This window comes from Glutamicibacter nicotianae (assembly GCF_016907615.1).
Classification (GTDB): Bacteria; Actinomycetota; Actinomycetes; order Actinomycetales; family Micrococcaceae; genus Glutamicibacter; species Glutamicibacter nicotianae.
This window is the reverse complement of the sequence record NZ_JAFBCH010000001.1, coordinates 902,729-921,181: the sequence shown is the minus strand read 5'-3', so window position 1 is coordinate 921,181 and position 18,453 is coordinate 902,729. Positions and strand designations below refer to the sequence as shown.

At 63.4% G+C, this 18,453-nt stretch carries 19 protein-coding genes; 8 read left to right on the top strand and 11 right to left on the bottom strand.

Annotated elements, in window-relative coordinates; translation table 11 throughout:
- Window positions 1-192 precede the first annotated feature (192 nt).
- Window positions 193-453 (bottom strand): GNAT family N-acetyltransferase, encoded by a 261-nt coding sequence (locus tag JOE62_RS16730; protein WP_420842190.1) that lies wholly within the window; start codon window positions 451-453, stop codon window positions 193-195.
- Here JOE62_RS16730 and JOE62_RS16185 point away from each other — a divergent pair.
- Both JOE62_RS16185 and JOE62_RS04610 read left to right on the top strand, forming a co-directional pair.
- Entirely contained in the window at window positions 337-585 is a 249-nt protein-coding gene (locus JOE62_RS16185) for a hypothetical protein (protein ID WP_239543191.1), read from the top strand. The two genes, JOE62_RS16730 and JOE62_RS16185, sit on opposite strands and share 117 nt — an antisense overlap.
- A gap of 180 nt (window positions 586-765) precedes the next feature.
- Window positions 766-1,254, top strand: a complete 489-nt coding sequence (locus JOE62_RS04610) for a hypothetical protein (protein ID WP_338085744.1) — start codon at window positions 766-768, stop codon at window positions 1,252-1,254.
- Between the two features lie 365 nt (window positions 1,255-1,619).
- Here JOE62_RS04610 and purH read toward each other — a convergent pair whose 3' ends face one another.
- Window positions 1,620-3,290, bottom strand: a complete 1,671-nt coding sequence (purH, locus tag JOE62_RS04605) for a bifunctional phosphoribosylaminoimidazolecarboxamide formyltransferase/IMP cyclohydrolase (protein WP_204720705.1) — start codon at window positions 3,288-3,290, stop codon at window positions 1,620-1,622.
- A gap of 97 nt (window positions 3,291-3,387) precedes the next feature.
- A complete protein-coding gene (locus tag JOE62_RS04600) occupies window positions 3,388-4,125 on the bottom strand; it encodes a hypothetical protein (RefSeq protein WP_204720703.1) in 738 nt (245 codons plus the stop codon).
- 187 nt (window positions 4,126-4,312) lie between these two features.
- Between JOE62_RS04600 and JOE62_RS04595 the strand changes: the two genes are divergently transcribed.
- Window positions 4,313-5,650, top strand: a complete 1,338-nt coding sequence (locus tag JOE62_RS04595; RefSeq protein ID WP_204720701.1) for an MFS transporter — start codon at window positions 4,313-4,315, stop codon at window positions 5,648-5,650.
- 47 nt (window positions 5,651-5,697) lie between these two features.
- Here the strand turns inward: JOE62_RS04595 and JOE62_RS04590 are convergent, their stop codons facing one another.
- On the bottom strand, window positions 5,698-6,267 hold the full coding sequence (locus JOE62_RS04590; protein WP_204720699.1) for a TetR/AcrR family transcriptional regulator: 570 nt from the start codon (window positions 6,265-6,267) through the stop codon (window positions 5,698-5,700).
- Window positions 6,268-6,469: 202 nt separating this feature from the next.
- Here JOE62_RS04590 and JOE62_RS04585 point away from each other — a divergent pair, with 202 nt between their 5' ends.
- Together JOE62_RS04585 and JOE62_RS04580 are read left to right on the top strand one after the other, a co-directional pair.
- Window positions 6,470-7,138 carry a histidine phosphatase family protein gene (locus tag JOE62_RS04585; RefSeq protein WP_204720697.1) on the top strand — a complete coding sequence of 223 codons (669 nt, stop codon included), beginning with the start codon at window positions 6,470-6,472 and terminating at the stop codon, window positions 7,136-7,138.
- Between the two features lie 108 nt (window positions 7,139-7,246).
- Window positions 7,247-10,267 (top strand): alpha-mannosidase, encoded by a 3,021-nt coding sequence (locus JOE62_RS04580; RefSeq protein WP_204720695.1) that lies wholly within the window; start codon window positions 7,247-7,249, stop codon window positions 10,265-10,267.
- 78 nt (window positions 10,268-10,345) lie between these two features.
- Here JOE62_RS04580 and JOE62_RS04575 read toward each other — a convergent pair whose 3' ends face one another.
- Entirely contained in the window at window positions 10,346-10,654 is a 309-nt protein-coding gene (locus JOE62_RS04575; RefSeq protein ID WP_204720693.1) for a COG4315 family predicted lipoprotein, read from the bottom strand.
- Between the two features lie 16 nt (window positions 10,655-10,670).
- Here JOE62_RS04575 and JOE62_RS04570 point away from each other — a divergent pair, with 16 nt between their 5' ends.
- Window positions 10,671-10,895: a hypothetical protein gene (locus JOE62_RS04570; RefSeq protein WP_204720691.1), complete on the top strand. Its 225-nt coding sequence runs from the start codon at window positions 10,671-10,673 to the stop codon at window positions 10,893-10,895.
- Window positions 10,896-10,919: 24 nt separating this feature from the next.
- On the opposite strand, the gene JOE62_RS04565 is transcribed toward JOE62_RS04570, so the two are convergent.
- Together JOE62_RS04565 and purN are read right to left on the bottom strand one after the other, a co-directional pair.
- Window positions 10,920-12,434 carry an SDR family NAD(P)-dependent oxidoreductase gene (locus JOE62_RS04565; RefSeq protein WP_204720690.1) on the bottom strand — a complete coding sequence of 505 codons (1,515 nt, stop codon included), beginning with the start codon at window positions 12,432-12,434 and terminating at the stop codon, window positions 10,920-10,922.
- 32 nt (window positions 12,435-12,466) lie between these two features.
- Complete coding sequence (purN, locus tag JOE62_RS04560) at window positions 12,467-13,036, bottom strand: phosphoribosylglycinamide formyltransferase (protein WP_204720688.1); 570 nt, start codon at window positions 13,034-13,036, stop codon at window positions 12,467-12,469.
- A gap of 148 nt (window positions 13,037-13,184) precedes the next feature.
- Between purN and JOE62_RS04555 the strand changes: the two genes are divergently transcribed.
- Both JOE62_RS04555 and JOE62_RS04550 read left to right on the top strand, forming a co-directional pair.
- A complete protein-coding gene (locus JOE62_RS04555; RefSeq protein WP_204720686.1) occupies window positions 13,185-13,715 on the top strand; it encodes a DinB family protein in 531 nt (176 codons plus the stop codon).
- A gap of 105 nt (window positions 13,716-13,820) precedes the next feature.
- A complete protein-coding gene (locus JOE62_RS04550) occupies window positions 13,821-14,459 on the top strand; it encodes a hypothetical protein (protein ID WP_204720684.1) in 639 nt (212 codons plus the stop codon).
- Here JOE62_RS04550 and JOE62_RS04545 read toward each other — a convergent pair.
- From JOE62_RS04545 to JOE62_RS04530, 4 genes are all read right to left on the bottom strand, one after another.
- Window positions 14,456-15,745, bottom strand: a complete 1,290-nt coding sequence (locus JOE62_RS04545) for a cell division protein PerM (protein WP_038989990.1) — start codon at window positions 15,743-15,745, stop codon at window positions 14,456-14,458. The genes JOE62_RS04550 and JOE62_RS04545 overlap by 4 nt on opposite strands.
- Window positions 15,746-15,850: 105 nt before the next feature.
- A complete protein-coding gene (locus JOE62_RS04540) occupies window positions 15,851-16,660 on the bottom strand; it encodes an aldolase/citrate lyase family protein (RefSeq protein WP_204720682.1) in 810 nt (269 codons plus the stop codon).
- Entirely contained in the window at window positions 16,645-17,430 is a 786-nt protein-coding gene (hpaH, locus tag JOE62_RS04535; RefSeq protein WP_038989991.1) for a 2-oxo-hept-4-ene-1,7-dioate hydratase, read from the bottom strand. The genes JOE62_RS04540 and hpaH overlap by 16 nt, the downstream gene beginning before the upstream one ends.
- Window positions 17,431-17,682: 252 nt before the next feature.
- Window positions 17,683-18,366, bottom strand: coding sequence for a CE1759 family FMN reductase (locus JOE62_RS04530; RefSeq protein ID WP_204720680.1), 684 nt, complete (start codon window positions 18,364-18,366; stop codon window positions 17,683-17,685).
- Window positions 18,367-18,453 lie beyond the last annotated feature (87 nt).

Sequence of the window (18,453 nt, the reverse complement as noted above, 5' to 3'; positions counted from 1 at the left end):
TCGGAAAATACAGATTCGGCCGCGTTGCGCGGGCTTCCCAACCCCCTCGCATCAACGGCTGGCGCAACTTGCACGTGGATTAGTTTTCAACTGAAGCCGGACGCCTATCGGCACCATTGGAAACTCACGAAGGCGAAGATTGCGGCGAGGCCATGCTTCGACAACCATACTGATGACTCCGCCGCTATTCGGCTAGGACAACAACCTGAACCCAAGTCGTCGATATAGTTCTAACGCTGCGCCAGAGGTTCCATCGCCGATCCTTAGACTCAACGTGTCAGCACCTCGCTTCTTACAAGCGGTCATGGCAGCGACGATCAAGGAATTGCCCAGTCCATGTCCCTGATGCTGTGGATCAACGAAGAGGTCGATGATGAATGGCCCCAACAGGTCTTCATCCCAAATCGATTCTTCGACAACAAAAATCGCCCCAATCGGCTTTCCCAGGTGCAACGCTACGAAAGAAGCATCTTCGACGAGTTGGCCGAACTCGTGGGCAAAGGTTTCCTCCATCTCGGTTTGCGCTTCGGCAAGTGTTGCAGCCGCAATGCCCGGCGGGTATGCCGCGAAGTACGCAGCAGCTAGGGCTACCGAGGAAGATGATTTGGCATTGCAGATATCCGCGTACGAAGACACTGCAGGAGTGAGATCTGATTGATGAAGGTCAACTTGTAGAACGTCCGAGGGCATGGCAAATCCATTCGTTAGGTTTTCTGAAATAGTTGAGAGAAAACTTTATGAACGGAACATGCCTCGAATCTACCAGTGCAAAATCCATACGTCCACGCCCTGCAGCAATGCTTTGGCCGCTGGATCTGGTTGACTGTGAGGGTGTTAACCAGCTGCGAGCACGAGGAGCCACCACAGCAAATGCATATCCGGTACCAAGCGGGCGTTCCGAATCATCGAGGAATATTCCCCGGTGTCTTCGGACTTGCCAATAATCTCGCCCGCGAGGGCAAATTGAGCGATGCTGAATGGGCTGCTTGGAGGTCTGGAAATGACTGGTTCAATGCTGCATATCCGGATCCGGCGGCATCGAATCCGGAAGTCTACAATCCTCAGGTGAATCCCAGCGCAGCAGCTTGGTTCAAGGACACCGCAACACACCTGTTGGAACGCGTCGAGCCGTACTTGGAACTTCTTGCACGGCATGGCGTGGAAGTTGTGCGACTTGTCAGTGATGATCCGGGGAGAATCATCTACGAAGACACAGTGCAGATCGTTGTCGTTCCGCACGAAACCACAAACTGACCACTCTTCAGTGTCAATGTCCTGCAGATAGGTGCCACCAGGACCATCGCATTTTATCCATGCCCAGTAAACCCGGCCTTCCAACATGACAACCGCGCTGGGCGAAATTGGCCGGGGCGATGATGGCCCAGAGCAGTGCCGCGAGGACCGCGACCAACGCCGAGACGAACACGCCGCGACGGGTTGGGAACGTGGCGCCGGTGACTTCAACACTGATGCCGGGGATCAATCCCGAGCTCCGGCGATTCCAGCCTCAGGGCAAGAATTGCGAATCAGCACCTGCGTTGCAACCCGTTAAGCGCCGCGGGCCGTGCAGCCAGCGCGGCAAGCGCTGGCTGCACGGCCCGAAAAGGCGTGGCTAGTTCCTAGTGGAAGAAGTGGCGTGCACCGGTGAAGTACATGGTGATGCCAGCTTCGTTCGCGGCCGCGATGACTTCCTCATCGCGTACCGAGCCGCCTGGCTGCACGACAGCCTTGACGCCGGCGTCGATCAGGATCTGCAGGCCATCGGCGAACGGGAAGAACGCATCCGAAGCGGCCACGGCGCCCTGTGCGCGCTGCTCGGAAGCTGCGCCATCAGCGTTTTCGGCACCCCCGGCGGCATCTGCGCCGGACTCGACCTGCACGCCCAAGGTGTTGGCGCGCTCTACTGCCAGCTTGCAGGAGTCGATGCGGTTGACCTGGCCCATGCCGATGCCCACGGCGGCACCGTCCTTGGCCAGCAGGATCGCATTGGACTTCGCGGCGCGCACGGCGCTCCAGGCGAATTCCAGATCTGCCAAGGTCGCGGCGTCAGCTGCCTCGCCGGCGGCCAGGGTCCAGTTCGCCGGGGTGTCGCCCTCGGCGTCGATCTTGTCGCCGGCCTGGACCAGCATGCCGCCGGAGACCTGGCGGAATTCGTTCTTGTTGCGGCCATAGCCATCTGGCAGGGCCAGCAGGCGGATGTTCTTCTTCGCCGAGAGGATCTGTACTGCTTCCTCTTCGAAGTCCGGGGCGATGACTACTTCGGTGAAGATGCCCTTGACGGTTTCGGCCATTTCCTTGGTGACCGTGCGGTTCGCAGCGATCACGCCGCCGAATGCGGATACCGGGTCGGTAGCGTGCGCCTTGCGGTGCGCGTCGGCAATCGGGTCCGCAGCACCATCCGAAGCCACTGCCACACCACAGGGGTTGGCGTGCTTGATGACGGCAACAGCCGGCTTCTCGAAATCGTAGGCGGCGCGCAGTGCGGCATCCGCGTCCACGTAGTTGTTGTAGCTCATTGGCTTGCCGTGCAGCTGGTCGGCCTGGGCGATGCCGGCCGGGGCGGCCTCATCCACGTAGAGCGCTGCCTGCTGGTGCGGGTTCTCGCCGTAGCGCAGCACCTCGGCGCGCTGCAGGGCCACGCCTGCATAGGCTGGCCAATCGATGACGCCGTCGCCGTCCTCGTCGAGGAACTGGCTGGCGGTCCACGAAGCGACCGCGGTGTCGTAGGCTGCGGTGTGCGCGTAGGCCTTGGCGGCCAGGCGCTGGCGGGTCTTCAGATCGAAGCCGCCTTCGGAGGCAGCGGAGATGACCTGCGGGTAGAACGCCGGGTCAACCACGATAGAGACGGCGGCGTGGTTCTTCGCTGCCGAGCGGACCATGGCTGGGCCACCGATGTCGATCTGCTCGACCACTTCGTCCTGGGAGGCGCCGGAGGCAACGGTCTGCACGAATGGGTACAGGTTCACCACGACCAGGTCGATCTGCTCGATGTCCATCGAGGAAAGGGTGTCCATGTGCTCGGTGACGCGGCGGTCGGCAAGGATGCCGCCGTGGATGCGCGGGTGCAAGGTCTTGACGCGGCCGTCGAGCATTTCAGGGGAACCGGTCACCTGCTCGACCTCGGTCACGGGAATTCCAGCAGCGGCGATCTTCTTGGCCGTGGAACCGGTGGATACCAGCTGCACGCCTGCAGCGTGCAATCCGGCGGCCAGTTCCTCCAAGCCGGTCTTGTCGTAGACGGAAATCAGCGCGCGACGGATAGCGACTTTGTCCAGCACGGTCTTACTCACGAAATTTTTCTCCCGGCGGTGAGAATGAATGGGGCGGGCAGCGCAGAGGCCACCGCCAACATTCTAACCAACGAAGGCACCGGAATTTCAGTTCGTGTCAAGCCCCTTCGGACAGGGCGGAAAGCTGCGGGAAATACGTGGAAAGCTGCTTGTCAGTCAGGCAAAGCTGCAGGAGCTTCTCGGCATGCTCCTCATCTGCGACATAGGCCACAAGATCGACCTTTGTCCGTTCGTTCAACTCTTCGCGCAAGGAACGGGCCACCGCAACCAGCGTGTGGTAGTAGCGCTTGATGGTCGGTTCCCAGCCTTCGCGTGCGGCCAGCCCGGTCATCGCATCAGACCACAGGGTAGCCGCCGGATCCTCGCATAAATCAATGGATGACCAGTGCCAATCGCTGGGCTCCCACTTATCCGAGTAGAAGCTTTCGGCGTCGTCTTCTTCCAGATCCGCTTCCAAGGAGGCCAGAACGTCGTCAAGGTCTTCCCCATCGGAGTCCTCGTCATCTTCCTGCTCGTCATCCTCGTCCTCGGAATCCGAGATCAGCAGCGAATCTTCTTCCAATGTGACGGATTCAGGTTCAAGGCCTCCATCGCCTTCGGCATCGGGGCGATCCTCGTATTCGGCAGGCTCATCGGCGTCCTCGCCGCGTTCCACCAGTTGCTCGCGGGATTCGGTGAGGCGGTCGCGTTCCAGGGCCTGCACCGAGTTCAGGGCCAGCAACGGCATGGCGATGGTTTCGCTTTCCTCGGTGCTGACGCCATGCAGGGCAATGGCATAGAAGTCTTGGTCCGGGTGTCCAGCTATCACTTCCGCTGCGTGTCGAAGGGCAGTCACCCGTATAGCCTCTTCGAGAGCGGTCCAATCTACTCCCATGTCCGAAGATTACTCCCTTGCCGTCGCTTGCAACAGGCCTTGACGCGGCGCGAGAAGAAGCGTAGAGAGCTACACCTGCACCCGGGTTTTCAGTTATGCTTCACGCGGTACACACCAATTCCGCTCGCACACCGAAAGGTGCACCACTGTGTCTTCAGCACCCCTGCCCTCTGGCACGACCATCGTGCAAGAGCTGCCATTCAAATGGAAGGTGCAGGGCACCATTTTCATTATCGGCGGCCTCGGCTTCATGTTCGACGCCTGGGACGTCACCCTCAACGGCGCACTGATTCCACTGGTCGCCGAGGAATGGGGACTGGATCGTCCCACCGCAGCCCTGCTGGGCACTTCCAACCTGGTGGGCATGGCCGTGGGCGCGTTCCTCTGGGGCGGGATCGCCGACAAGTACGGGCGCAAGAACGCCTTCAGCCTGACGCTGCTGATGTTCTCGCTGTTCACCGTCCTCGGTGCGCTGTCGCCGAACTTCGGCTTCTTCGTCGCCTTCCGCTTCCTGGCCGGTGTCGGCCTGGGTGGTTGCATCCCGGTGGATTATGCGCTGGTTGGCGAATTCACGCCGGCGAAGCTGCGCGGACGCGTGCTCACCGCCATGGACGGCTGGTGGCCGGTGGGCGCGGCGCTGTCCTTCTTCGTCTCCGGATGGGTGATGGCCACCGCGGATAATTGGCGGCTGATCCTGGCAGTCATGATCCTGCCGGCGTTCATGGTGTATCTGGTGCGCCGCTCCATGCCCGAGTCCCCGCTGTTCCTGGCGGCCAAGGGCCGGGATGCGGAAGCCCGTGCGGTCATCGACCAGCTGGTGGAACGCACTGGGGCAACCAAGCGGGACTACGTGATCGAGCCGGTGGAGCTGGAGAAGGCTCCGCGCTGGTGGGAGCAGGTGGCCTCGCTGTGGCGGTATTCATGGAAGATCACCGCCACCAGCTGGCTGCTGTTCATGACCATTCTGCTGGTCTACTACCTGGCGCTGACCTGGCTGCCGTCGATCCTCACCGAAGCCGGAATGGCCCAGTCCGCCTCCTTCTTCGCCACCGCGGTGATGGCACTGATGGGCCTGGCAGGCGTCGTGCTGGCTGCCCTGCTGGTGGAGCGGGTCGGCCGCAAATGGCTGCTGGCGATCTCCGCCCCGCTCTCCGGCCTCGTGCTGGTCATCGTCGCGCAGAACCTCGACGTCCCGGCGGCCGCGATTGGCTGGGTGCTGGTCTTCGGCGTCATTGTCCAGGTCGCCATTCCGGTACTGTATGCCTACGTTTCGGAGCTGTACCCCACCGAGCTGCGGGCCAGCGGCTTCGGCTGGGCCTCGACCATGTCGCGCTTTGCCGCCGGCTTCGGCCCGCTGATTTTCGCGGCGCTATGGCCCGTGGTGGGGCTGGGCTGGCTGTTTGCCGGCGCGACCGCGCTGGTGCTGCTGGCCATCCTGTTCATGGCACGCTTCGCCCCGGAAACCCGCGGACTGCGGCTGGACTGAATCTCTCCCCCAATAGCGAATGCCGGCACCATTGGTGCCGGCATTTTCTAGTTCTGCGCAGGTTGCGGGCGCAAGCCGTCACTCATGATCTGCACAATGCGCCCTTCCAGGCCGGGCTGGGAGTTGCTGAAGGCCCGAGGCAGCGGGCGGGTCATGGACCCGACGGCGGCAATCAGTTCCAGCCCTGAGATGTCGGCGCGGACCAGCTGGGCGTTCTTGGCCAGTTCCAAGGCGGAGTTCAGGGTCTTGGCGGCCTCGTTTTGGGCTTCGAGGATGCGCGGGCTGACCTTCTTGGGCAGCTGCAGCCCCAATGCTTCGCTCAGCGCCCCGAGGTTCTGCTCGATCAGCGTGCCCAGCAGGACGTCCCAGCCCTCTGCGTCATTTGCCTCAAGCCGCTCGATCGCCTGCTGCGAGGCGCTGCGGATATCCTCCAGCATGACGAGGGTGACTTCTTCAACCAATGCCAGCCGATCAGCGAAGTTCCGGTAGAGCGTGCCGATGCCGACACCGCTTGCCTCTGCGATGGTTTCCATTGCGATCTGGGCTCCGTGTTCGGCGAATAATTCACGAGCAACTCGAAGGATGTTCTCACGTCGCCGAAGAGCATCTGAACGCATGAGCGGATTCCGATCTGCGGGAACTTCCAGGTCGCGGCTTGCCACCTGTCGAATTTACGATAGCGGACGGGCAGTGCTGAGACGAAGCGGAAATCATCATTCCAGATAAAAATGTTTCTTCCGTGCGAGAAGCCATTCCGCGTTTGCGCGAAACCGTGCTATCCCTAGGATCCAGGACCGCTAGGCCAAGGAAGCAGAGGATATGCGTTTTCAACTCATCAGACATGGGCAAACCCCGTCGAATGTTGCCGGGAAGCTCGATACCGCTTTTCCCGGTGCCAGCCTCACACCGCTGGGCCATCGCCAGGCTCGCGCCCTGCCGCAGGTATTCAGTAACGGGCAGCTGCAGTCGATCTACGCCTCAATGCTGAACCGCACGCAGCTCACAGCCCAGCCGCTGAGCGAGTCAATTGCAGAACCGGTGCACATCATGGACGGCCTTGAAGAGATCTCGGCGGGCGAGCTGGAAATGCTGGCAGATGAGGCATCGCGATCTGCCTATGTCATGTGCCTGCGTTCCTGGATGCACGGCGATTGGGAGCAGAAAATGCCCGGCGGGCCGAACGGCTACGACTTCATCGAGCGCTATTCCAAAGCCTTGGAATCCATCGCGCAAGCGCAGGACTACTCGGGAACCGCAGCGGTTTTCAGCCATGGTGCGGCCATTCGCGTCTTCAGCGCCTGGGCCACCAAGATGTCCCCCGATGCGGCATCGCAGCTGGTCATCGAGAACACTGGCGGTTCCCTGCTGGAGCTGGGCGTCGGCGGGCAGTGGTCACTGGCGCGCTGGGATACCGAACCGCTGGGCGGGGACTTCGTCCGCGATGCCCTCGACCAAGATGTCACCGGCGGCGAGGACGACGCGGCCTGAGCCCTGCCGACTTCTGGCGAACGCGAGTTGGACCAGCTCAGCACCTGATATTTCGGTAGTCTGGCTAGGGAGCTCATTTTCTGCGGAGCGCACAAACGGAAGGCCCTGATGCACGACGATATTTCCCTGACCATCGGACGCGTCCGCCGCGTTCTGAGCGAACGTATCCTTCCAGCGATATATTCGGAAACCCTGCCGCTGGATCTGTCATGGCATGAGCTGCCCGGCGAGCCGGTCGCCCCGTCGCAGGGCCTGGCACTGGACTACCAGCCAACCGCCGTTGGCACGCCTTGGGGCGCGGCGTGGGGCACCACCTGGTTCCATCTGCAGGGCCGGGTACCGGCGCAGTGGGCGGGACGCCGCGTCGAAGCGGTGATTGATCTGGGCTTTGACGTCAACATGACCGGCTTCCAATGCGAGGGCCTGGTGTACCGCCCCGACGGCATCACGATCAAGGCGATCAATCCGCGCAACCAATGGGTGCCGATCACCGCCTGCGCCGAAGGTGATGAGGTCATCGACCTGTACCTGGAAGCCGCCTCCAACCCGGTGCTGCTCGACTACCACCCGTTCCTGCCCACCGAGCAGGGCGATATCCTTACCTCCTCTTCGCGCCGCCTGTACACCACCCGCCGGATGGACCTGGCGGTCTTCGAGCCCGTGGTGCATGAGCTGTCCCTGGATCTGGAAGTGCTGCTGGATTTGCAGGAGCAGCTTGGGCAAACGCCGCGCAAGATGCAGATCCTGCAGGCCATGGACAACGCCCTGGACGTGCTGGATCTGCAGCGCATCGCGCAGACCGCGCAGGCCGCCCGCGATGAGCTCGCCTCGGTCCTGGCCGCCCCGGCTGAGCACAGTGCCCACCAGATTTCGGCCATCGGCCACTCGCACATCGACTCGGCCTGGCTGTGGCCGCTGCGCGAAACCATCCGCAAGGTCTCGCGCACCTGCTCCTCGATGGTGGAGCTGCTGGGCGACGAGAAAGAATTCCTCTACGGCATGTCCAGCGCCCAGCAGTACAAGTGGCTCAAGACCCACCGCCCGGAAGTCTGGGAGCGGGTCAAGCAGGCGGTAGCCGACGGGCGTTTCCTGCCGCTGGGCGGCATGTGGGTGGAATCCGACACCGTGATGCCTTCGGGCGAATCACTGATCCGCCAGTTCCTCTACGGCCAGAATTTCTTCCGCAAGGAATTCGGCATCACCTCGAAGGGCGTCTGGCTTCCGGACTCCTTCGGCTACTCCCCCGCCCTGCCGCAGCTGATGCGCCGTGCCGGCTTCGAATGGTTCTTCACCCAGAAGATCTCCTGGAACCAGCAGAACAAGTTCCCGCACCACACCTTCGACTGGGAAGGCATTGACGGTTCGCGCATGTTCAGCCACTTCCCGTCGATGGATACCTACAATTCGCAGCTTTCAGGCGAGGAAGTCGCCAAGGCATCGCGCCAGTTCCGCGAAGCGCGGGTCACGAACAATTCCATCGCGCCGGTGGGCTGGGGCGATGGCGGCGGCGGCACCACCCGCGAAATGACCGGCAAGGCAAAGCGCCTGGCCAACCTGGAAGGCAGCGCGAAGGTGGCCTGGGAACACCCCAACGACTTCTTCGACCGGGCCAAGGCCGAGCTGCCCAACCCTCCGGTCTGGGTCGGGGAGCTCTACCTGGAATTGCACCGCGCCACGCTGACCAGCCAGCACCAGACCAAGCAGGGCAACCGGCGCACCGAGCAGCTGCTAGTCGAAGCCGAGCTGTGGGCCGCCACCGCTGCGCTCTGCACCGGAGCCGACTATCCCTATGAACTGCTTGACGAACTGTGGGAGACGGTGCTGCTGCACCAGTTCCACGACATCTTGCCCGGCACCTCGATTGCGTGGGTGCACCGCGAGGTCGTGGCCCGCTATGCGCAGGTCATCGAGCAGGCCGAAGCACTGATCCGCACCGCCCAGCAGCAGCTGGCCGGCGAAGGATCCACCCCGATTGCGTTCAACGGCGCCGCGTTCACCCGCAATTCCTTGGCCTTCGGACAGGCCAAGCCGGTGCAGCCTGCTGCCGCGTCCCCGGTCAGGGCAACCGCCGTTGACGGCGGCTATGTCCTGGAGAACTCGCTGGTTCGTGTGGCCATCAATGCCCAGGGCTTGCTGACCTCCGCCGTGGACCTGGCCACCGGCCGCGAAGCCATCGCCGCAGGCCAGGAGGCGAACCTGCTGCAATTGCACCAGGACTTCCCGAACATGTGGGATGCCTGGGACGTGGACAAGTACTACCGCAACCAAGTCACCGACTTGCGCGAGCTCGACAGCCTTGAGCTGTCCTCGCGCGAGGACGGCAGCCAGGTCGTCACGATTGCCCGCAGCTTCTCGCAGTCCACGCTGGTGCAGGAACTGTCGCTGGCTCCGGGCTCGCGGACCTTGCAGATCTCGCAGAGCACCGATTGGCATGAGGCCGAGAAGTTCCTGAAGGTCGCTTTCCCGCTGGATATCCGAGCAGAGCATGCCATTGCCGAAACGCAGTTCGGCTACCACAAGCGCGTCACCCACGTGAATACCAGCTGGGAAGCGGCGAAATTCGAAACCTCGATGCACCGCTTCGTGCTGGCCGAGGAGCCCGGCTTCGGCGCAGCGCTGGTCAATGATTCCATCTACGGTTTCGACGTCACCCGTGATGCCAAGGACGCGGAGGTCACCACGACCATCCGACTGTCCCTGCTGCGTGCTCCGCGCTTCCCCGACCCGGAAACCGACCAGGGCGTGCAGACCCACCGCTACGGCTTGGTCATCGGCGCGGATGTGGCCACGGCAACGGCAGCCGGCGCATTGCTGAACAGCGCAGAGCGCGTCATCGACGGCGCGCAAGGCGTGGACCCGCTGGTTGAGGTATCCGGCGAGGGGCTGGTGATCTCCAGCGTGAAGCTGGCGGCCGACCGCTCCGGCGATCTGGTGGTGCGCGTCTATGAATCCTTGGGCCGCCGTGCCAGCGGCAACTTGCGGGTCAATGCGCAGATCGCCCAGGCATCCACCGTGAGCCTGCTGGAAGACGAACTGGACGGGCAGCGCATCGAACTGGCCGATGGAGCAGTGCCACTGAAGCTGGGCGCATTCGAGGTACGCACCCTGCGCTTCGCCGTGGCCAAGTAGCCGCAGGATCCACAGGCCGGGCCGGCATGCTGCTTCGCGTGCCGGCCCGGCCCGTTTCCCGACGATGATTGCCAGGGATTATTGGATTATTGTCCCGTCGGGAACCACTGCGAACCAGACCCCGCCAACGCCTTGCCCGGCAGTATCTCCGGGCTTGGCATCCTTGGCGAAGGTGTACAGGGGCATGCCGTTGAGGGTCACCTGCTTTTCGCCATCGGGGCTTTCTATGGTGCCGGCTTCGCCGGCGACGCCCTCCAGAACCGGTTCATCGCTCACGGCCGTGGAAATCGGCCACTTGGCCAGGCAATCGCCGGTGCACACGCTGCTCGACGTTCCCTTCTCATCCTTGGTGAAGTAGTACAGTGTCATGCCCTGCGAATCCACCACAACATCTCCCAAACCGGTGGAGGCAACACCCAAGTCAGCGCCGGCCCCGCTTTCGCTGTGGGTGCTGGATGCGGCGGGAAGCGCCGAGCAGGTTGGAGCCTGGCTGACCACCGACACGGGCACGACGCAGATGACCGGCGCCGTTCCAGTGATGCTGAACGACTTTTCGATGATCCAGCTGCGCGATGCCTTCTCGGCGGTGCTGGCCGAGGTGCCGCTGGGCCGACAGGGTGCGTCCTAGCCCAGGCGCATCACGCGCTGCTTCCTACCACGGCGAGGGCTGGTAGTCCTTGAGGAAGCAGCCGTACAGGTCGATGCCGCGCTCGCCATCGACGATTGGCTGGTAGACACGGGCGGCGCCGTCGATCAAATCCAGCGGGGCGTGCCAGCCTTCGGCGACCATGCGCACCTTGGAATCGTGCGGGCGCTCATCGGTGATCCACCCGGTGTCCACCGCGGTCATCAGGATCCTGTCGGTGGCGAGCATTTCCTCGGCGCTGGTGCGGGTGAGCATGTTCAGCGAGGCCTTGGCCATGTTGGTGTGCGGGTGCCCGGCGCCCTTGTAGCGGCGGGAGAACTGGCCCTCCATGGCCGAGACGTTCACGATGTACTTGCGCCGGGCCTTCGAGGCGGCCAAGGCAGGGCGCAGCCGGGAGGCCAGCAGGAAGGGCGCGGTGACGTTGCACAGCTGCACCTCCAGCATCTCCAAGGCATCCACATCCCCGAGGATCTGGGTCCAGGAATTCTCCGTGACCACATCCGGCACCAGTCCCCCGGCATCGATGGCGGTGCCCGCGGCAATGCGCTCCAGGGAGGCGGAACCGGCGGTCATCGCCAGGTCCGCGAGCTGCTGCGCGTCGTAGCTGCCCAGCGTGCTCGGGGACAGCAGCGCGGAATCCTCCAGCCGGAAGGCGCTGGCCAGCGCCCGCGGGTGCTCGGCCGGCGGGTTCGCCTCGCCCCAGAGTTCCGGGCCACCGTGCCCGGAGGCCAGTTCACCGGCCAGCGGCTGCTGCTCTGATTCGATCAGGTGCTGGTAGGAGTTCGCGGTGCGGCGCACGGTCTGCGCGGCATTGTTGATCAGGATGTCCAGCGGGCCCTCGGCCGCGACGCGGTCGGCCAGCGAGATCACCTGGGCCGGGTCGCGCAGGTCGATGCCCACGATGCGCAGCCGGTGCATCCAGTCCGCGCTGTCCTCCAATGCGGCGAAGCGCCGGGCAGCGTCCTTGGGGAAGCGCGTGGTGATGGTGGTGTGGGCACCATCGCGCAGCAGGCGCAGGGCGATATGCATGCCGATCTTCGCCCGGCCGCCGGTGAGCAGCGCCCGCTTGCCGGACAGGTCGGCGCGGGCATCGCGGCGTTCGCGCCCGGCGGCCGCGCAGTCAGGGCAGAGGTAATGGTGGAAGGCATCCACCGTGGTGTAGCGCTGCTTGCAGATGTAGCAGCCGCGCGGCTTGCGGAATTCCCCGGCACTCTGCCCTTGGGTCGGGGTGCTCAGATCCAGGCCCAGGGTCTCGTCGTCCAGCCGCTGCGGCGAGCCGGTGGCGGTCCGCTCGATCAGCGCGCGGTCCGCTGCGCTGATCTCGGCGCGCTTCTGCGATTTGCGGTAGCGCTTGGCAGCCTTGAACATGTTGCTGGTCGCGCGGCGCACGGCGATATGCCGTTCGTCCTCGGAGTCCAGCGTGTGCACCACGGAGAGCACCTTCAGCGCGGTCGCTAGTTCCTCGTCGGTGAACAGTTCGGTTTCGGTTGCCTGCCCGGGCAACGGTGTCAGTTCATTCATCTCCCCACCAATTTTACGTGGTGGGCCGCCGGCTAGTTGCCCCGGGCCAGATCCGCCAGGGTGGCGATGAGCAAGCGGCGCTCAACCACCTTGATGCGCTCGTGCAGGGACTCTTCGGTGTCGGTGTCCTCGATGGCCACGGCTTCCTGGCGCAGGATCGGACCGGTGTCCACCCCGGCATCCGCAATGTGCACGGTGCAGCCGGTGACCTTCACGCCATAGGCCAGGGCGTCGCGCACGCCGTGGGCGCCCGGGAAGGACGGCAGCAGGGCCGGGTGGGTGTTGATGTAGGTGCCGTCGAAGGCATTGATGAACTCTTCGCCGACGATGCGCATGAATCCGGAGGACACCACATAGTCCGGGGCGTAGGACAGGCACTTTTCGGTCAGTGCGTGGTTCCAGTCTCCGCGGTCCGCGTAGTCCTTGAAGTTCACCACGAAGGTCTCGATGCCGGCGGCGGCCGAGCGTTCCACCCCGTAGGTGCCGTGCTTGTCTGCGCCGACGGCAGCGATCTGGACATTCTGCAGCTCGCCGGAGGCCACGGCATCGATGACTGCCTGGAGATTAGAACCGGTACCTGAAACCAAAACCACAATGCGCATGGGTTCAATTCTACGGTTCGCTTCTTGCCTCCCTTGAACCCGGACGCAATGTTGCACTGCGTTTCCTCTGTTGCCGCCATATTCGATGCCCGCGTGCTGTACCGGCCATAGACTGGCCTTAACAGCGCAGTTCGAGGTGGAGGTTTTGATGAGCCAGATAGTTCCCGATGGCAAGGACTGGACAATTGTCCTGGATACGGTGTGCGAGCAGTGCGGCTATGACGTGCGCGGCATCTCGCCGGGCGATGCCATTGAGCAGCTGCCGGGACTCGTGGAGCGCTACATCTCGGTGCTCTCACGTCCCGAGGCGGCCACCCGCACCAACCCTGCGCGCTGGAGCGAGCAGGAGTACGTGGCGCACGTCGCCGAAATGCTTGAGGTGATGACCGGGCGCTTCACCCTGATGCTGGAACGCGATGAACCGGAGTTCCCCAACTGGGACCAGGACCAGGCGGCCGAGGCGGGAAACTACAACGCGCTGGGAGCCGGTCAGGTCGCCGAGCTGCTGCGGAAGAATGCCGCGGGCTACGCCGCGATACTGGAGAGCCTGGATCCGGCGCAGTATTCCCGCCGCGGCCTGCGCTCGAACGGCGCCGCGTTTACCGTGGAAACGCTGAACCAGTATGCCTGGCATGATCTCGTGCATCACCTGTGGGATCTGGGTGTGGAAATCAGCTAACTGCGCCCGACACGGACCCAGCAGGTGAATGGAATGGGTTGTGGCCTTTGGCTAGACTTCTTGGCGTATGCGCGAAAACAGATCTACGTAAGGAGCCAGGCGTCCATGCCAAAGGCATATTTCGGAAAAGTTTCTGCACTGGCAATCACCGGGCTGCTCACCCTGACGGCATGTTCGGCCGGAACTCCCCAGAGCGAACCAAGCGATGTTCCGGTCCCTTCTGCTGAAGAGTACCTGCCGCTGCTTGCGCAAACTCAGGACGATGACGACAAGCTTCCCGAGGGCTTCGAGGATACCGAATCCTACGACCCGCAAACCCGCCACTTGCTGGCCACCTCGGACTTCGGCCGGCATTATGTAGCCATCGGCAACGAAGGCCAACTGTGCATGGTGGCCATTCCCGAACCGGTGGAAGAGGGCGGCGACTACGAGATCGCCGGGACCACCTGCCCGACGATGGATTACGTGGTGCAGAACGGTGTCCCGCTCAAGGTCAACGGCGGCGAGGACAGCCTCGAAATCGTCACCTACCTGATGCCTGCCGGCATCAGCGACGAGACGGTTCAGAACGCCGTCTCCGAAATGCGCGCCTCGCACCCTGAGCTTGCCGCCGAGGATATCCAGGTAGTAGCCGAAAACGACTCCGTGCTGCTGGTGATGGAAGAATCAACCGCCGCGACGCTGGGACAAATCACCATCAACCGCCCCGAGGGCGACCCGCTGGTGCTGGCCAGCCTGACCTAGCCTTCGAGCACCGGGTCGGTTTCGAAGAGCGGGGCAATCAGGTAGCCGATGGCGGTGCCCAAGCCGATTTGCAGTGCCAGGGCGCCGGCGGTGGCCCACATGTTCGGGCCGATCTCGACCAGCCGGCCGATGGCCAGGGAACCGGAAGAGAGCCAGGAACCGGCAAGGCTCAGCAGCCCGGTCACGACCCCGGTGAAGACCGCCAAGCATGCGGTCGAGGCCCCAAGCGACAAGGCATTGAAGGGAATCCTGCGGGCAAACCAGTCTTCGAGGTGGTTCTCGCCCACGCGCAGGAAGTACCAGCCGGCCACGATGCCTGCGGCCACCGGGATCAGCAGGAACAGCCATTGGTGCGCCATGTCCCCGGAGGGCAGGGACGCGAGCATTGGAATCGACGGCAGCGGGCCCACCGTGGTTTCCAGGGTGGACAGGGTGCTGCCGGTGCCGATGCTGAACCCGCCGCCGCTGATCCACGACAAGACCCAGAACACCGCATTCGGGATGAAGGACAGCTGCACCAGGGTCAGCGCTGCCGAGCCGATCGGTCCCGGGCGCAGCTCCTGGGACACGTTGGCGACATCGGTCCAGTGCACACCGAGGTTGATGGTCAGCAGCAACCCGGAGATTCCCACGGCGGCCACATAGCCGAGGAACCCAGCGACGATCACATGCCAGACATAGGATCCGGCCCAGCGGCGATGCGGCGAGATCCGCTGGATATAGGCGGCCGTGTCAACACCGAACAAGCGGGCCCAGGAGCCGGCTTCGCGGCGCGCGCCGATAATCAGGCCCAGCAGGGCGATGATCAGCGGGATGAAGGCGGCGGCAAGGATATTGACCCGCGCATAGGAATTATTGGCAAGGAAACCGATGCCGGTGCCGATGGCCCCGTAGGCCAGGAAAGCGCCGGCCAGCCCCTGCCAGAGCTGGTCGGTGTAGGATGCTCGGGCGATGCGCCGCCCGGCTCGCAGGCAGAACAGGAAGGGCACCAGCGACAGCCCCAGGGGGATCAGCGTGAGCCATCCGGTCACCGAGCTGGGGTCCGCTTCGGGACCGAGATTCAGGATCTCCACCGGCACGCCGTGGACGAGCAGCCAGATGAGGCCGCCGAACTGCAGGATCGCCTCGAAGGAGTCTTCCAGAAAGCCCCCGCTGAAATAGACGGCGACCAGCGGCAGCGTAATCAGGGCAAGGCAAAAGACCACGGATTGCAGTATCTCGAAGACCCCCTGCAACGCCAGGGGCATTGGCCAGCCGTTGCGCAGGCGCAACATCACTGCCTTCATGGGTTTCTTTTCGCGGCTCATCATCTTCAATGGTGCCACCATTGGCGCCGACCGGCCTCGATCGACGCGCAATGATGAGCGGAAGGGTTGCCTAGAACGCCCGGGCTAGTAGCTGTCCGGGGTGGCGCCTTGGGCTTCGGAGGAGAAGCTTGCAGCCAGCGCTTCGGTGGCGCGCGCCAGCAACGCCACATCGGCGCCCACGCCGACAAAGTCCGCGCCGGCAGCCATGTATTCGCGGGCGCTCTTCTGGTCGAAGGCGTTCACCCCGGCATACTTGCCCGCGGCCTTGGCCGTCTTGATGGACTTGTGCACCGCGGCGACCACATCCGGGTGGCTCTGCTGGCCGATCACTCCCATGGAGGCGGCCAGGTCCGATGGGCCGATGAAGATGCCGTCGACACCTTCGGTGGCGACGATGTCCTCGACGTTGCGCACCGCTTCATCCGCTTCGATCTGCACCATGATGGTGATGGTCTCGTCGGCACGGGTCAGGTAGTCGGGGATGCGGTTCCAGCGGGCCGAGCGGGCCAGCGCGGAACCGACGCCGCGCACGCCCTTGGGCGGGTACTGGCAGGCGGCCACGGCAGCCGCGGCCTGCTCGGCGTCGTTGACCATTGGAATGATCAGCGACTGCACGCCCAGGTCCAGGAACTGCTTGATGGTCACCGGGTCATTGACCGCAGGACGGACCACTGGCACTACCGGGTAGCTGCGCACCGCTTGCAGCTGGGCCAGGATGTTCTGCAGGTCGTTGGGCGAATGCTCGCCGTCGATGAACAGCCAGTCGAAGCCTGCGCCTGCGCAGATCTCGGCGACCAGCGGGGAGGCCGAGCAGACCCAGATGCCTGCCAGCGAGTGGTCGGCGTCCTTGAGCGCGTCCTTCAGCGACGGATCCGGCTCTACTCGAAATGGCATGTCACAGTTCCCAACGGTCCGTAATCGGCAAAGACGGTGTCCCCGGCGTTGACCCACATGGGGCGGGTGAAGGAACCGGCAAGGATGATTTCCCCGGCCTTGAGCTTGTCGCCGTGCGGGGCGATCTTGTTGGCCAGCCAGTACACGCCAGCGGCGGGGTGGTTCAGGACACCGGCTGCGACGCCGGTTTCCTCGACGGTCTGGTTCTTGAACAAGATGCCGGAGACCCAGCGCAGATCGATGCTTTCGGGCTTGACCGGGTTGCCGCCGATCACCATGGCGCCCATGGCCGCGTTGTCGCTGATGGTGTCCACAATCGTGCGGCCTTCCATCTCCACGCGGGCATCGAGGATTTCCAGAGCCGGGATGACGTATTCGGTAGCGTCGAGCACATCGAAGATGTTCGCCCGCGGGCCTTCGATATCCTTCTTGAGCTTGAAGGCCAGTTCCATTTCCACGCGGGCGCCGGTGAAGTCTTCCCACTTCAGCTTGGCGCCGGAATCGTAGACCATGTCGTCGAAAATGATCCCGTAGTCAGGCTCGGTAATTCCGGTAGCCATCTGCATGGCGCGGGAGGTCAGGCCGATCTTGCGGCCTACCAGCACACGGCCGGCCGCTTCGGACCGCTGGCGCCACAGGTTCTGGACGCGGTAGGAATCCTCTACCGTCATTTCTGGGTAACGCGCGGTCAGGCGCGGCACGGGAGTCCGCGTCTCGCCGGCCTGGACCAGTTCATCGGCAATGGCCGTGATTGTTTCCTCGGATAGCATCGACGGCTAAACCTTTCACTACTCTTCAAACCTCGTTCAGCTGCCGCCATCTCGGAGAAATGACTTAGCTCACGGTTCTTGATCGTACCGAGGTTCCAGTTTGATGGCACATCGTACTAACATATTGCTTCGCTTTCACGGGGATTCGATACCCCAGCGAAACAAGAAGCATGGGGACGAAAAATGGCCCCGCTCCCAAGCACTCCGAATGGATGCAGGACAACGGGTCCATAATGATGGAGGCAGGCCGGCTCAGGAACCGGATTTGAGGTTCGCCAGCAGCGCCTCGAACGGCAATGAGGTGAGCTCGTCATCGGGATCGGCGAATTCGCTGACCGACGGGGCGATGGAACGGGTGTCGCCCAAATCCGCGTCCGCGGATAGTTCGCCTTCGCTCAGCGACAGTGCCAGGGCGACTTCCCGCGCAACCCGGCGAGCGCGATCGGCCAGCGTGCCGGACAGTCCCTGCCCGCCGAAATCCTCGGAGGCCGCGAAGACCGTAGTCGGCATGATCTGCGCCCGGAGGTAGGAGAAGATCGGGCGCATGGCGTAGTCAATCGCGAGCTGGTGGCGCTGGGTTCCCGCGGTGGCGGCGAGCACGACCGGCTTTCCACTCAGCGATTTGGGGTCCAGGATATCGAGGAAGGACTTGAACAGGCCCGAGACCGAGGCGGTGAAGACCGGGGTCACTGCCACGAGCACGTCGGCGCCCACTACCGCGTCGATGACCTTCTGCAGGCCTGGGGCGGCGAAACCCGTGAGCATGTTGTTGGTGATCTCACCAGCATGCTCGCGCAGTTCGATATTGGCCACGTCGGCCTGCACGCCAGCGGCAGCCAGCTGGGTAGCGATGTTCTGTCCGATTTGCTGGCCCAGTAGAGAGGAGCTCGATGGGCTTCCCAGTCCACCGCTGATGACGACTACTGACTTGCTCACGGTTCCTGCCTTTCACGATTTACATGCGTATGCATGTATCAACTGCGCGGGCGCCCGAGGTATTCCCGCTTGCCTAAAACTTTTCAG